8 protein-coding genes and 1 tRNA gene are annotated in these 14,505 nt (G+C 53.5%); 5 read left to right on the top strand and 4 right to left on the bottom strand.

Annotated elements, in window-relative coordinates; translation table 11 throughout:
• Window positions 1-104: 104 nt before the first annotated feature.
• Window positions 105-878 carry an 8-oxoguanine DNA glycosylase gene (locus B5D61_RS24065; protein ID WP_078815979.1) on the bottom strand — a complete coding sequence of 258 codons (774 nt, stop codon included), beginning with the start codon at window positions 876-878 and terminating at the stop codon, window positions 105-107.
• Between the two features lie 32 nt (window positions 879-910).
• On the opposite strand from B5D61_RS24065, the gene B5D61_RS27265 reads away from it, so the two are divergent.
• The 3 genes from B5D61_RS27265 to B5D61_RS24050 all read left to right on the top strand — a co-directional run bounded on the left by B5D61_RS27265 (window position 911) and on the right by B5D61_RS24050 (window position 8,106).
• The gene (locus B5D61_RS27265) at window positions 911-1,249 is read left to right on the top strand and encodes a helix-turn-helix domain-containing protein (protein WP_078815978.1); all 339 of its coding nucleotides are present in this window, start codon (window positions 911-913) and stop codon (window positions 1,247-1,249) included.
• Between the two features lie 640 nt (window positions 1,250-1,889).
• Window positions 1,890-2,081 carry a hypothetical protein gene (locus B5D61_RS26510; protein WP_078815977.1) on the top strand — a complete coding sequence of 64 codons (192 nt, stop codon included), beginning with the start codon at window positions 1,890-1,892 and terminating at the stop codon, window positions 2,079-2,081.
• A 1,498-nt stretch (window positions 2,082-3,579) separates the two neighbouring features.
• Window positions 3,580-8,106, top strand: a complete 4,527-nt coding sequence (locus B5D61_RS24050) for an autotransporter domain-containing protein (protein WP_176159647.1) — start codon at window positions 3,580-3,582, stop codon at window positions 8,104-8,106.
• Between the two features lie 583 nt (window positions 8,107-8,689).
• Here the strand turns inward: B5D61_RS24050 and B5D61_RS26505 are convergent.
• Window positions 8,690-9,085: a DUF3267 domain-containing protein gene (locus B5D61_RS26505; RefSeq protein WP_176159646.1), complete on the bottom strand. Its 396-nt coding sequence runs from the start codon at window positions 9,083-9,085 to the stop codon at window positions 8,690-8,692.
• Window positions 9,086-9,536: 451 nt separating this feature from the next.
• On the opposite strand from B5D61_RS26505, the gene B5D61_RS24040 reads away from it, so the two are divergent.
• The gene (locus B5D61_RS24040) at window positions 9,537-11,978 is read left to right on the top strand and encodes a protein kinase domain-containing protein (protein ID WP_078815974.1); all 2,442 of its coding nucleotides are present in this window, start codon (window positions 9,537-9,539) and stop codon (window positions 11,976-11,978) included.
• 64 nt (window positions 11,979-12,042) lie between these two features.
• Here B5D61_RS24040 and B5D61_RS24035 read toward each other — a convergent pair whose 3' ends face one another.
• Complete coding sequence (locus B5D61_RS24035) at window positions 12,043-13,281, bottom strand: LL-diaminopimelate aminotransferase (RefSeq protein WP_078815973.1); 1,239 nt, start codon at window positions 13,279-13,281, stop codon at window positions 12,043-12,045.
• Between the two features lie 119 nt (window positions 13,282-13,400).
• Entirely contained in the window at window positions 13,401-14,243 is an 843-nt protein-coding gene (locus tag B5D61_RS24030) for a 3-keto-disaccharide hydrolase (RefSeq protein WP_078815972.1), read from the bottom strand.
• 120 nt (window positions 14,244-14,363) lie between these two features.
• On the opposite strand from B5D61_RS24030, the gene B5D61_RS24025 reads away from it, so the two are divergent.
• Window positions 14,364-14,440 (top strand) — tRNA-Met (locus tag B5D61_RS24025).
• Window positions 14,441-14,505: the final 65 nt, after the last annotated feature.

Raw genomic sequence — 14,505 nt, 5'->3', positions numbered from 1 at the left:
AAAAAAACCACCACCGCCACCAGATCCAGACATAAGCCGAGAATGGGGGGTATGCAGGAAACGGTCAATAAAAAACTAGGCGAAATGATAATTTAGCTCGGTCATTATCTCGGCTTGATCGTCTTTTCACTTGAGAGCAAATGCAGCGCGATCCACCCCATCTGTCTCATTTCGTCCCAGATTAACGCATCCAAAAACGAGAGTTTAAGTCCCAGGGCTTTAGCAAAATCAACCAGCCGTCGTTCCATCTGGAGATAGCTCTTTTCCACGCGATCAGTGCGCTCAAACACCCCGGCAAGCAGGCCAGCCCTAATAATGTGGATGTCTAAGACTGCAACCTCATCGCTTCCCAGATAATTGCGAGCTACCCAAGATGCCGTCTTTAACCCAATTCCGTCAAATGAGAGGAGCCAGTCTCTGAAAGCGACAGCATTATGGCTCGGAGGACATTCGCTGTTTAGTCGCCGGAGAGCTGAAGCCACGTATCGCGCCTTTTGATGGGGGTAGCGATAGCGCATGAATTTGCCCCTGATTTCAAGGGGCTCTAACAGTGCGGTCTTTATCTCATCTTCCGAGGCAGCGTGCGAAATGAGGCTGCGTTCCGAAAGCCTATTAAAGGCTGCTATACCAAGTTCTGCGGGCATTCCAAATCCACCCAGCAAACATGCAATCACCTCCTCGGTAAAATCGCGCCCCAGCTTGTGCTGTCTGTAGAGACCGTGTGATTCAGCGTACTGTGCCCGGATGGACCAGAATGCTGGAGTAAAGAGGTGATCAAATCGTCCCCAACACACCCCTGGCATCAATTCGGTGGAGGGGTTTGGGATGCAAATGAGCCGTTCGCCGCTCGGTGTGTTGATCAAGGCTGTTTGGTTCATCTGAAATTAAAAGTTGATCGAAACATGACATAATGCAAAAGATTTTGCATATTTGCATGACCAGCTTTCCTCCCAAACAACTAGCTGAGTTGTTGCGTGCAAAGATGGCAGAGAGCGGAATTACCCAAGAAAAACTCGGGGAAGCGACTGGAGTGCACCAGTCTCAAATCTGTCGAATCCTTCAGGGTCGTTTCAGGAGACCATCCAAAAATGTATTGGAAATATGCAAATATTTAGGCATAGAACATAGCATGCATGACCGAGCTAACCCACGGCTGGAGCGAGCTGTCTGTAAACTTTGGGATGGCACGCAAAGGCACGAGGACTCTTTGCTTCGATTGATGGACGCATTGTCCCGTGTCGGATTTTGATGCCAAATTTTCGATACAAGCTCCGCTTGAGCCGAGGTCTGGGCCTCAATTTAAGCGTTTCCAGATGTTTTGCGGCTTTCTGTGAGGCTCTTTGTTTACGACAACCCGTGAAGGGAAATTCCCTCGAGGAGTGCAGCTTTCAGGTAAAGTGCTGTGCAACTTGCTGCACATTTTCTAACTATTAGTTGCAGTGGGACACAAATGTGGTCCACATCATATAAATCACTCGATTTAAAAGTTGTTGATAATGAACTCTTTAACTGCTGTTTGGTGATCGCTGCGTGTGGTCCCACCCCTTCCGCCATTCTTCGTCGGCTTTAAGAGGTGAAGAATGCCCTCCGAAGTTCACAGAGCGAAGGATGGGCTCCACCTCATTTGCCACGGCTTCGAATGGCACGCCACTTTTGCCTATTCGACATACAGGCTCCTTGATGGCGGGGCTTAGCAGGGTGCAAATTAAACAATATCGGTAGGCGGCACATTGCAATACGCTGGTTGTGAGATGGTGCCCCAGAGTACCCCTCCACGGCGTAAGCCACTGATTGTCAGTCACTTGAGGGGGATTGAACGGCTTGGCATCAGCTTTGCATAGTCAAGTGATGAGCTCGTAATGTCCTCAAAAAAACAACCCCTTACCACCATGAACAGAGTCATCCTATACATCTTTGGCACACTCCTCGTTATCGCTGGCGCGGCCTACACAGCATCCACCCTTGGAGTGGAGCAGCGGTGGATTGTCGTCGGCTGCCTTGTTGTCCTCGGCCTCGGTATTATGGGCGCTGCTACCGGAGCTAGAGGGTCTGCAAAGACCAATGTTGTTGTAGATGAATAACTGAGCTTGTGCTCGGATCTGGAGAGGGCAGCCGCAGTGCCACGCCACCGCAGCTGCCCTCTCGTTTTCTGGTTTCGGAGGGGCTTGGGAGCTTGGAGTTCGAGAGGTAGCGCAAAACGCTCCCCGCTGGGCGAGAATACCAGGCACAATGGGGTGGCGCTGCGAAGGATGGGTTCCACCTCATTCGGATTTGAATGGCACGCCACTTTTGCTCATACGAAATAGGATGTGCTACGCCGATCTGATTCGGTGCCAAGCAGCCACAGATCAAGTCTATACGGGCTTCACGGAACCTCCGCGACAGGGTTGCTGGATCACAAAGATGGAAAACCCGTTCATAACACGAGATTCTGTGCTGGACTCGGGAGAGCGCCATTGGCGTTGCAAATCTAAATCGGGCGTTGGATTTTGAGCGGTATTTCAAAACAAGCTCCGGTATGGCATCTGCCAAAAAGCGGCTTCGAGAAGTTTTGGCGAACTCTTTAAGATTGAAGGATTCAGAGAGAACCATTTTCAACCCAGAAAAAGTCCAGCGCCATTTTGCCTCGATTGTCGAGGGGCGAAGATATAACCTTGGGCGAAAACAGACGGATCTCGCTTTCGGATGGGATTATCGTCGGAGTGCGTCAGATGACGCTGCTTGTATCGGGCTGGCATCATGAGAGTTCAGGACGTTTGCGGGAGGTTTTTCGCCTGAGTCGGGGTCGCACATGAGGGGATTGGCTAGACCCAGACGAGGCTGCCAACAGACCCGGCCCCGATGACAGCATTCCTGGAGGGAATGCTGCCTACATTCGAATCTAGATCCTCCGCAAATTGCGTCTGTAACCCCGCATTTTGACTTGAGGGCCGTGAGGTTGATCTGGAACTAAAGAGGCCCCCATCGAAGTCTGAGCGAGACACTGTATTTCACATTTTTTCGTGTTACCCAGTAAAGAAATGAGATGGTTCAAAATAAAGAGAAAGATGCTTTTTATTTGATTTAAAAATAAGTAACAAATAACGATATAAATGCTTAATCATGTGAGATTTAAATTCAGTAGATTAATTTTGAGTAACCATTTAAATCTAAGTACAAACCTGAATGATGAGAGGGATGTCTTACATTAACTAAACGGCGGTTCGTCCAAAATGGTTGTTGAGTATGCATAATGCAAATAGGTATCTAATACGCTATAGCCCTGTTTAAACGTTCATAATCAATGAATTAAATGAAAATTTCCGCTCAATTTTTAAATTGAAGATGATTTTTAAGTAACTAGCGCATTCAAAAAGTAATTTTTTAATGCGCGCAAAATTATAAATTTAATATTTGATAAAATTGTCACCAAAACCAATTTCGTGAGTTGGTGGATTGTGCGGCGGAACACTGATTTTTCCCCAAACTAAAAACCTCCTGCTCCTAATGAAAATAAAAGTTAATCTTACGATATCATCATTGATATTTGCATCAACGGTTGGATGGGCCACGCCACCTAGTGGTGTTGAGCCTGGAAAAGTGCTCACTGGTAATAATACTCTCAACGGGTATGGCCGGGTGATCGATGGTGATGATGACACGGGCTATTTTGTGAAATCTGGCACCCTGACGATTAACAACGCCACACTTCAAAATTTCGTGACCAAAGGCGGCGCTGGAAGTGGTGGCGGTGCCGGCCTAGGGGGAGCCATTTTTGTCAATTCGGATGCCACCGTGATCCTGAACAACGTTAGCATCATCGGCAACAGCGCGATTGGCGGCAAAGGCGGATATGGTTCAGGGCAAGGGACGTTGAATGGTTTTTCCAAATCCAGTTTAGGCAGTTCCTACTACGGGCACAGCTATGGCCACGGTGGTGGTTATGGTGGAAATAGCTGGGGTGATTTTGGCTTTGGGGGGGAAGACGATGAGAAGGGCGGCTTCGGCGGCGGCGTGGGATCCGAGTATTATCGTCGCGAAGGCGGTGAGGGTGGTAGCGGCTATGGCGGCGGCATCTTCGTCCGTGACGACGGTACTTTGATCATCAAGGGCAATGCCACCTTTGGAGATAACTTTGTGAAGGGTGGAGATGGCGAAAGAGGCGGCTATCACTCCTATTCGGGTGATGCAGGCGATGCCGCAGGAACAGATCTTTTCATGATGAAAGGCTCCACAGTCCTTCTGGATGCGGGTGAAGGCAATACCATTACCTTCAACGGCAATGGCTATGGTTCGTCCATTGCAGATGATAGCAAGGCATCCATCAACGATACCAGCATCGCTTCAGGCAATGGCGCTGGATTGACGATCAAGAGCGGTCTTGTCATCTTCAATGGCAAGAACACCTACACCGGGCAGACCAAAATCTCTGGAGGTGTTTTACAGGCTCAAGATGGTTATGGGATTCACGCCAATAGTAACATCCGTCTGGATGGTGGCGTGCTGCAGAGCTCTGGCACATTTTCCCGCTGGGTAGGTGAGCAGAGCAATCGCATCCAATGGACAGGCAGTGGTGGTTTTGCCGCAGCTGGCGGTGATTTGACTGTGCGTCTGAACAATGGGCAAGAACTGGAATGGAGCCGTAATAACTTCGTGTCTGGAGATAATAGCCTGATCTTCGGATCCACCAGTGCGACCCATAAGGTGTATTTTGTGAACAGCATCGATCTGAATGATCGTGACCGTTCCATTAAGGTCAAAGCCAACGAGGACAACAGCAACTGGGCAGTCCTGACGGGTAAGCTTTCCGACGGTGGCTTGATCGTCGGGGACTCCCAGCACACAGGCGTGCTGGTGCTGACGAACCGCAATACCTATCGTGACGGCACGACCATCAAGGGCGGCACCTTGGCTCTCAAGGACAGCGGGACTCTTTATGAGAGAGGTGATGTGAAAGTTTACTCTGGAGCTCACTTTGACATTTCCATGTCGGGTAACCAGAAGATTGGTGAGTTGTCCGGCTACGGCACGGTGCATCTCGGCCAGTATAATCTGACGGTGAATCATGATTGTGATACCACCTTTGCGGGCATCATTAAAGACGGTGGTTTGGGCGATGGCGAAGGGGGTTCCTTCACCAAGAAGGGGCATGGCAATTTGACCCTCAGTGGCCACAGCACCTACACCGGGAAGACACACCTGGATGAAGGCTCCATCACGCTGACAGGCTCGCTTCTGAGCAAGGAAATCAAGATCGATGAGTGCACTGTTTTCAATAACAAATCTGGCGGGTTCTCAGCACTGGCTGCTGTAACCAATGACGGCACTCTGAATCTGGATGAGAGTGACACCCTCACCTCCCTGGTCAACACAGGCACCATCAATGGCCATTGCGCTACGTTGACGGCAGAAACCTATGCTCTCAACGATGGTTCGGTGATCAACGCCAATCTGGGGACGGGAGAAGTCACTGCCAATGGGGCTGTGAAACTGAATGGCACCAGCGATGCTGAGACCTTCAAGGTAGAATCTGGCACCACGACGCTAGGTTCCGCCGAGCGTCTCAATGACGAAGTGGATCTCACCATTGAGGCGAATGCCAAGATGATCTTGGGCGGTAGCGAAACCATCGGCAGTCTCTTCGGAGCTGGCTCTTTGGTGACCGATACGGATTTCTGCCGGACAACCACACTAACCGTTGATGATGGTGAGTTTTCTGGAGTTATCTCGGGCGGTGCGGATTTGGTCAAAGTGTCCGAGGGTGAACTCGTTCTGACGGGAGCGAATACCTTTACGGGCTCCACCAAGGTGAAGGGCGGCACACTGGAGATTTCGGGCGAGGGAAGCTTGGCTAGCGATTACATCAAAGTGTACTCCAATGGCACTCTGGAAGTCTTCAATGGCGGTTTGGCTTGTGATGCTACGTTGAAGAACGAAGGTCTGGTGAATATTGATGAGGCGGATGTCAAAATCGCTTCTTACATCAGCTGTGACGGCACGCTTGATGGCACCGCCACCCTGACGGCAAATACCTACACGCTGAATAACAACTCCGTGGTCAATGCCAACATCGGCACCGGGACCGTCACTGTGACGGGTGATGTCTGGCTGAATGGAACCAGCGATGCGGAAACCGTCACCATCAATGCAGACAGCAACCTGTGGCTGGGTGCAGCTGAGCGCATCAATGACGAAGCGACTGTCAACGTGTATGGTGTGCTGACTCTCGGTGGTATCGAAACGATCAAATACCTGAACGGCACCGGCAAGGTAGATATCCAGGGCTACAAACTGATCGTGACCGAAGGTGGTGATTACAGCGGAACGGTGGATGCAGAAGCTACGGAGTTCATCAAAGAAGGCCTTGGCACGCTGAAGCTGAATGGCAAGACGGAGACTTTGAACGTCCTCATTGATGAAGGTGTTCTTCAGTTGGGTGAAAACGGTGAACTCATCGCTACTGGTGACGCTAAGCTGGACATCGTGGGCTCTATCACCGTGAAAGGTGGTGCTAAGCTGGTGTTGGATCCTGCCTCCCTGCTCAGCTACGCTCTGCTCAATGGTGCAGGCACGGTTGATGCGGTGAACTTCACGAACGCCGAAGACTCGAAAGTGGGCGGGACGCTCAGCTTCACGGGTAATTTCACCAACAACGGTGTGTTTGCTCCAGGGAACTCCCCCGGTATCACCAACATTGCTCTGAACTATGTGGAGAATGCTCAGCTTGAGCTGGAACTCGGTGGGCGTGCAGGTCCTGGCATTGATCCCAATGGTTGGGACCAAGTGCGTGTCGGTGGCACCGTCACCCTTAACCCGACGAGCGAACTGTTGGTTTCCAGCTACAATGGCTTTAGCCCGCGCCGTGGGGATGTGTTTCAGGTCATCTCCGATGCCGCTGGTGACCCCATCCGCGTCAATGGTCTCTTTGGTTCCGTGCTTTTCGATGTGGACGGTGCCGGTGGGTCCACCCCAACTAACAATGCAGCCATTCTCTTCGACGTGGCTACTGGGCAGCTGAATGCGACAGGGCTGAATGCGCGTAATAGCAAATTCTCTGATCTGGGTGACACTGACAACCAGCGTCGTGCAGCTCGTGCGTTGTTCCGTAACGCGCTTGTTGGGCCTAACCAGATTGACTCCGCGACCACGGGAGGCCGCTTGGCTCTTCAGATTGTAGATGCCGCAGGATCTCCTGATGGTGATTTGGAGCGCTACACCCCTGAATACTATGGTGCGATGGCTGACTACGCCTTTGCAGGTGACCGCTCCATCTCCCATAGCATCCAGGACCGCGTCTCCCTCTTTGCTCCTCTCAGCGCAGGAGATATGAAGCGTGGTGCTGTGTTTGCCGGGTTTGCCTTTAACGATACAGCCAACGTGGAAGATGCAGATATCACCCGTCGCGACTACTTCGTGGGTGGCGATATCGTGGCTGCACAAAATTTCTCCATTGGTGCTGCCTTGCTGATGAACGAGGGTTCCATCTCCTCACATCAGGGGACGGCGGACATCGAGGGTATCGGTGGCCTTCTCTACGGTCGTTACGAAATGAAAGGCTTCGCCTTCTGGGGCACCTTCAGCTACACGAACTATGACTTTGATGCCAGCCGTGACACGGTGAATGGTGATGTCAATGGTTCCACCAATGCAGATGGTATCTCTGGCCTCATCGGTGTGGGGTATAAAGGATGGAACGTCGGACCTGTCTCCCTGGCTCCTCGCGCTTCCTTGATCTACTCCTACTTCACCATGGATGGCTTCTCGGAGTTGGGTGCTATTGATGCCCTGTCTAACAGCGGCTACGATGCCAGCATCCTGACCTCGGAGCTCAGCCTGTCTGCTCTGTGGAGCAAAGAGATCGCCGGTCACACACTCAGCGTCGAAGTGGTGGGTGGCCTGGAAGCGGACCTAGCTCGCTCGCAGGAAGGCTCCCAGATGCAAGTCGTGAGCAGCCCTGGTATCGAGTATAACATGCTGTATGAAGATCGTGATCGTGTGCGCGGCGTTGGTCGCCTTAACATCGGTTATGATGTCTGGAAAAACGGCATGATCTACGGTGGCTATGAAGGGCGCACGGGTGAAGGGGGCAATCATCTGTTCCGCCTTGGGATGCGTGTGAACTTCTAAAATATCCGAGAGTCTGGTCAGGGTTTCTGATCTGACCGGACTCTCATGAAGGAAATGGATGCAAATCCGTCTGTCTTCGGGGCATTTAATAAATGCTGACTTCATGCTATGCATTGTCTCGATCGTCTTAGAACCATCATGTCTGTGGCAATGCTACCTATGTTAACGACTATAGGATTCAGTTGTGTGGTACACGAATGTGTGTCCACATTGCATGACTCACTCATTTTCAAAGTTGATGATGAATGCTTTAACGGCCCTGGATGATCGCTGCGTGTGGTCCCATCCCTTCCGTCATTTTGCCGACTTCAGGAAGCGAAGAATGGCCTCCGAATCTCGCAAAGCAAAGGATGGGACCCTACCTCTTCCACTCGGCTTCGAATGACACGCCATGCTGTAAAATTGTCATCCTCCCAAACGGCTGCTGACCAAGTCTAAACAGGGGACACTGAGGACCTTCGGCAAAGGCTGGGGGATCACAACGCCGACAAGTCCGGTCCACACCAAGAAGTATCTGCTTTGGACCCTTGAGGCTGACCTTGCTTTTTCGGATCGAAATCATTTCCTTTTTTCGCCGCCGTTGTCATTCCAGCTTCTCTCCAGGTGACGAGGCTTCCCCCAGAGCATGTCCCCAATAAGTGGTCTCACCTTGATTGTGAATCAGCGCGTTAGGTGGAACCTGTTTCCAAAACCGAATCCATGTGATGATATCACCGCTGCAAGCGGAGGTATGCACGAGGATGAAATAGGTGGTTAACGAGGCAAGGTCTCCTTGGAGAAATAAAAGCAGGCCTAACGGCAAAAAAGTCAGTGTGACCAAAGGTGCGGCGAGCATGCGTAGCACCCGCGCTTTGGGCAACGGGGCATCATACAGCACATAGATCAAGAAGCGTCTCGGCCAAATTCCCAGAATGAGATGAGGCGAACGTAGCCCACATCGGTAAGCCAAGGCATGAATGAGTTCGTGAACGGGAACCATCAATAGCAGGCAGGTGAATAGAAGAACTCTCCCTCCGGGCTGTGAAAGGACTCCTTTTTTCCAATCCGAGATGGAGTGATATAAGACGATTAAGGATCCCAAAAAACATGGGAGACCGATCACTAGGGCAAGCCAGACGTAATGCGTCGACTTCAGTCCTGATACCGGCTTCCAGCCAAGCGAGGAAGGATCGAAAGTGCGACTGAGTTGGGGCGAACCTATATGAATGCGCATATGTCGGATTTGGGGCTAATCCATCACGATACGGAGCGTAATCTGACCAAGCTGCGCGGGCACTCCGCTCTCCTAGAGAGCCGTGGAGAGGCACACGTATTTTTTCCAGACTAGTCAATTGGAGGGGTTTATACAATCTCAGAAACGCATGCTGATGTTAAGAACAGCATCGACAGCCGCAGGGCTTACTGGCATACAAGGCGCTTAGGTTTATCCTATGAACGCCTCCGGTACACTCCCCGATGCTCCTCCAGATAAGATCTGGGGAGATGAGGTGGCGGGGTTGTTTCGCTGTGCGTTAGACTCAGCTTATGCGCGGTCGGAAGCCCAACCCTGGGAGCCGCCGAGTGTGGAAACAGTGGCCCGGTTGCTGCCTCAGTATCATGTGGAGGCCTTGATCGGACGGGGCGGTATGGGGGCGGTTTATCGTGGTGTTCAGATGTCCTTGGAAAGGCCGGTGGCGATTAAGCTGCTGCCGACTGAGTTGGCGGGTAACGAGGAGTTTTTCAGTCGCTTTCAGCGGGAGGCTAAGACGCTGGCCCGGCTGCATCATCCGGGCATTGTTTCTGTGCATGATTTTGGCCAGACGGAGGAGGGTCACTGCTACTTTGTTATGGAGTATGTGAATGGCACCGACCTGCAGCGGTTGATTGAAAGCCAAAGCCTGACGCCGTCTCAGGCTCTGGAATTGACGGTGCAGGTCTGTGAAGCGCTGCACTATGCCCATGCACAAGATGTCATTCATCGGGATATCAAACCGGCGAATGTTTTAATGACGCAGGATGGTCAAGCTAAACTGGCGGACTTTGGCCTTTCACGGCCATTGACGGTCCGGCCCGAGGGCAGCACGCTGGCGACTTTGGTGATGGGGACACCGGATTATATGGCCCCGGAGCAGTGGCGGGGGAAAGCGGACCAGAGGAGCGATATTTATGCGCTGGGGGTCATGCTGTATGAGATGCTCACCGGGGTGCGTCCACAGGGCGCCTTCGATCTGCCTTCGCAGAAAGTGCAGGTGGATGTGCGCCTGGATGAGGTGGTGGTGAAGGCGATGCGCCAGGAGCCCGAGCGCAGGTATCAAAAAGTGAGTGAGTTAGGGCAGGACGTTAACTCGATCCGAACGGGGGCAGCGCCAACTCCTCCGGCTCACGAGCAGGGGCCCGCTCAGGGAGGTTCTAGAAGGAGCTTCAGCCTTTGGCGCCGTCATTGGCCGCTTGGAGTGGGGGGCAGCCTAGCCCTCGGAGCGGTGGTGATGGTCTCCATGCCAAAGCATACGGTGGCTCCGCGTGACATAGCAGAACGGCAGAGCGGGAACCGCAGCTACGCATCGCCAAGGAATTCAACACCTCCAGGGACGACGCGGGGCGGTGCCAAGGTGCCTGTTTTCACCAACAGTCTGGGCATGCAGTTCGTGCCTGTGCCGGGAACCAACGTGCAGATCTGCATTCACGAAACCCGAAATGGTGACTATGCTCGGTATGCGGCGGAGAAACCGGGGCTGGATGAAGCCTGGAAAAGAGCCTACGCCTACAGTCTGCCGGTCAATCGTGGCGATGACTATCCCGTCTGCCACGTGAACTGGCTGGATGCGGTGTTCTTTTGTGAGTGGCTCAGTCAGCGGGAGGGGCGCACCTACCGGCTCCCCACAGATCGTGAGTGGAGTCATGCGGTGGGGACGGCTGAACGAGAACCTTCGGGTCCCTCTCCCGAAGAATTGGCCCGGCTTCAGCTCGAGGTGGCGGATTGGCCTCGGCCTGCTCCAGGGATGCCTGCTGACGGTAACTTTGCGGATGAAACTTTAGCGAAAGTATTGCCTAGCCATCGTGGTATTCCCGGTTATGTGGATGGTTATGCCACGTCGTCTCCCGTCATGTCTTATCCGCCCAATCGATTGGGCATTCATGACCTGATGGGTAATCAGTGGGAGTATGTGCAGGATTGGTTTGATGAGGCGAAAACCGTGAAGGCCATTCGTGGCAATTGCCATCACGACACCTACTCCTCGCCCTCGTCACGGGCTTTGCGGAAAATCGACATGCGGCATGAAAGTGCAGGTTTTCGGGTGGTCTTAGAAAACCCGTCTTCGAAGGAAAACGCTACGCCGGAGTGGGAGGTGGAAAATGACTTTGTCGATCTCTTTGCCTCTGAACGGCGGCTGCAGTGGAAAAATCAGGGAGATGTCGTGATGCAGTGGGGAGAGGAGGGCATCGCTCGCCTGAGCCGAAAGGGCCCTGGCCAAGGTTATCCTTGGTATGCCGCTCGACCGTTTGGGGACTTCGTTCTTCGCCTGGATTTCCGAATCCGTGACATCCGTGGGAACTCCGGCGTCTTACTGCGGAGTCCGGCTCTGGACACGATCCGTGGCTTACCGGACCCGCAGGTCTATCAGGTGGATCTTTCGAATTTCCCGCAAGGCAACCAAGCCAGTGGAGCCATCATGTTTGTTCAATCCCCTACGTCTGTGCCGATGCGTTTTGGCGGATGGAATCACCTGGAGATTCAAGCCGAAGGCCAACGCTATCAGGTTTGGCTCAATGGCGAGAAGGTGAACGACTTTACTGGTCAACGCCTGACCGAAGGTTACCTCGCCTTTCAGATGTATCGCCCCGAAGGCGTGGAGTTTCGACGCCTTCGGATTCGGGAGTTGCGCGGGAAGTGACCGAGAGGAGATAAAAAAGGCGGACAAGCCGAAGCCTGTCCGCCTAACCAAACAGAGGATTCAATCAAGCCTGAAGTGCTGCAATGCGCTTGCAGACTTCCTCGACATTGGCGCGGCTGTTGAAGGCGCTGATGCGGAAGAAACCTTCACCAGCGCTGCCGAAGCCGCTGCCAGGAGTGATGACGACGTTGGCTTCATTGAGCATCTTGTCGAACATCTGCCAACTCGTCACGCCCGCAGGGCAGCCGACCCACACATACGGTGCATTGACACCGCCGAAGACCTGGAGACCGGCGTTTTTGCAGGCTTCCACCAGGAGCTTGGCATTGCCCATGTAGTGCTCGATGAGGGCGGCCACTTGGGCCTTGCCTTCTTCGCTGTAGATGGCCTCGGCACCGCGCTGGACGATGTAGCTGACGCCGTTGAACTTGGTGCTGTGGCGGCGGCTCCAGAGAGGATGCACAGCCATGGTCGTGCCGTCTTTCTTTTTGCCCATCAGGCCTTTCGGGATCACCACGATGGCGCAGCGCACGCCGGTGAAACCACCGTTCTTGGAGAAGCTGCGGAACTCGATGGCGCAATCACGGGCACCTTCGATTTCGAAGATGCTGCGTGGCACTTCGGGATCTTGGATGAAGGCCTCGTAGGCGGCATCGTAGAGGATGATGGTGCCGTTGGCCTTGGCGTATTTCACCCAGGCTTCCAGCTGAGCGCGCGTCGCTGTCGCCCCCGTCGGGTTGTTCGGGTAGCAGAGATAAACGAGGTCCACCGGCTCGCTTGGGATCTCAGGGACGAACCCGTTTTCGGGGGTGCACTTCAGGTAATGCAGACCGGCATAGGCACCGGCGTCATCGGCTTCACCGGTGTTCCCGGCCATGACGTTGGTGTCCACATAGACAGGATACACGGGATCGGTGATGGCGATCTTGTTACCGCAGCCGAAGATGTCCAGGATGTTACCCGTATCGCACTTACTGCCGTCGGAGATGAAGATCTCATCGGCATCCACCTGGATACCTCGGGCCTTGTAGTCGTTGTTGGCGATGGCGTTGCGCAGGAAGTCATACCCTTGCTCAGGACCGTAACCGCGGAAGCTGGAGCGGTCGCCCATCTCATCCACGGCCTTGTGCATGGCGGCACGCACGGCCTCAGGCAGAGCCTCGGTGACATCACCGATGCCACAACGAATCAAGCGCTTCGCCGCTTCAGGATTGGCTTCTGTGAAAGCCTTCACGCGACGCGCGATTTCAGGGAACAGGTATCCAGCTTTGAGCTTGAGGTAGTTTTCGTTGAGGTAGGCCATGGCAAGGGAAAAGAGGGCACGCAGTGTGGCGCGCCGCCGCAGGGATGCAAGAGAGGAAAAGAAAACGCCCTGACGGTTAGGCCAGGGCGTCGTGGGGAAATCTCGGTTGGAGAAAAGGCTCAGTCCTTCGGATCAGGCAGCTTGCGCACCCAGATGTTACGCAGGCGGATCGGAGGATTGTTTTTGTGGTCCTGCAGGCGCAGAGGAGCGGTGGCGGGGAAGCTGCCGCTGTAGTCGGTGATGTTTTTGTGCTTCGTCGGGCCCATGATCTTCGTATGCACCTGCACGCAGACGCCATTGACGAAGGTGGTCACGTAGGCGGGTTCCACCACTTTATCGCCATCCAGTTTAGGCGCGGTGAAAACGATGTCGTAGGTCTGCCATTCGCCAGGTTTCTTCACCGCATTCACCAGGGGAGGGGTTTGGCCGTAGATGCAGCCCGTCATGCCATCGGCATAGGTGGGATTGTTGTAGGTGTCCAGCATCTGACACTCATAGCGATCCATGAAGAACACGCCGCCGTTACCTTTTTTCTGAGAGTTGCCTTCGGTTTCAGGAGCGCTCTTCCACTCAATGTGGAATTGGCAGCTGGAGAACTCTTGTTTGGTCCAGGAGTCACCACCGTCCACGACGAGTTCACCATTGTCGATCTTCCACGCGCAGGGGCCCATCTCGGCGGTGGGTTTACCATCGGGGCCTTTGACTTTGGATTGGAAGGCGTCGGCATTGCTGCCATCGAAAAGGATGATCGCATCCGCCGGGGGCTGGCCCAGCTTCTCGCCAGGAGCCACGTATTCAGGACGTGGACGGTCGATGTCGTGCACCTTCCACTGGGTGCCGGGGATCACGGGAGTATCGGAATAACCGATGGGAGATGGCTGAGGGGCAGCGGCCGGTTTATCAGCAGCCGAAAGAAAGCTGGAGACAGCCAGCAACAAAGCAGGGGCAAGGTAGGTCTTCATGGAAGAGAAGGAGGAACGAAACGAGCACTCGCTGACGATGTTTCAAGGCTCGTGTGAGAAAAGGTGTAAAAACAGGTTGCTAAAGTCTCAGCGCATGAGAGACTCACCGTCCAACAAAACCGCGGGGTGGAGCAGCCCGGTAGCTCGTCAGGCTCATAACCTGAAGGTCACAGGTTCAAATCCTGTCCCCGCTACCAAATGAAGGCCGTGCAGCAATGCACGGCCTTCACCGTTTTCAGACGAGATGACTTATCAAGTCTAT

The organism is Prosthecobacter debontii (assembly GCF_900167535.1).
In the GTDB taxonomy this organism is placed as follows: domain Bacteria; phylum Verrucomicrobiota; class Verrucomicrobiia; order Verrucomicrobiales; family Verrucomicrobiaceae; genus Prosthecobacter; species Prosthecobacter debontii.
The sequence above is the reverse complement of the archived record's forward strand: the minus strand, read 5'-3'. Positions and strand labels throughout refer to the sequence as shown.